This is a genomic window from Ferviditalea candida (assembly GCF_035282765.1).
Taxonomy (GTDB): domain Bacteria; phylum Bacillota; class Bacilli; order Paenibacillales; family KCTC-25726; genus Ferviditalea; species Ferviditalea candida.
The window spans coordinates 1-1,009 of the sequence record NZ_JAYJLD010000108.1 but is presented as its reverse complement, the minus strand read 5'-3'; the positions used below and the strand labels follow the sequence as shown (position 1 = coordinate 1,009).

At 62.5% G+C, this 1,009-nt stretch carries 1 pseudogene; it reads left to right on the top strand.

The window, feature by feature from the left end:
- Positions 1-51: 51 nt before the first annotated feature.
- Positions 52-1,009 (top strand): annotated as a pseudogene (locus VF724_RS21275) (hypothetical protein); the annotation flags it as partial.

Sequence of the window (1,009 nt, the reverse complement as noted above, 5' to 3'; positions counted from 1 at the left end):
GAATATGACGACAACGGCGATCTGAGCGCGGAGACCATCAACGGCCAACGCATGGAATACGTGCGGGACGCCAGCGGCCGGGCTTTGAGCTTCAAGGACACCCAAGGCTACGAGTACGGGCTCCAATACGACAACGACGGCTACGTCACCCGGATGGCGTTCCCGAACGGCACCTCGACCGAGACGGTGTTCCGGCCGGACCATACGATCCAAAGCCGGACGACGCAAGGGCCGAACGGCGAACCGCTGGTTGCGGCAGAATATGAGCACAACGCGCGGGATTTCGTCACGAAGGCCGACGAGAACGGCCGGGCGTCGGAATTCGGCTATGACGCGCGCGAGCAGCTGAACCGGGTGACCACGCCGGAAGGCGATGTCATCCTCTATGAATACGACGCCTCCGGCAACCGCACCGTGCGCAAAGCGATCATTCAAGGCGCGGAGTCGGACAAGCAGGAAACCATCGACATCGAGCAGTTCATGGAGATGATCCTGGCGGCGATGAACGGCAAAGCCGGCGAGGCGGCGGTCCCGGCCCGCGGCGGCAAAGGCAAGGCCTACGGCAGAGACAAAGATCACGGCAACAGCCAGGGGAAAGGCAACGGCAACAGCCAAGGCAAGAGCCAGGGCAAAGGAAACGGCAACTCCTGCGTTTCCAGCGTCGAGGACCAATCCGGCGGGCAAGTGGCCGTGGCTGCCCCCGAGAAGTCCAAGCCGGTACAAATCCTGGCCAAAGGCGGCGGAGGCGGAAAATCCGGAGGAAGCTCCGGAGGCAACTCCGGCAAAGGAAACGGCAACGGCAATAACGGCAAGGGAGTCGGTTCCTGCGGCGGCTCAACGGCAACGGGTACCGACAACGCGCTGGAGCGCGGCCAAGGAAAAAAGCTCGGCTTGTACAAGAAGCTGCAGAACCAGTGGGCCGGACAATTGCAGCCCGGCCAGCTTCAGCCCGGCAACATCGAGCACATCCTGGCCGTCATCGACAACATCGTCAACGGCGAAGTGAACC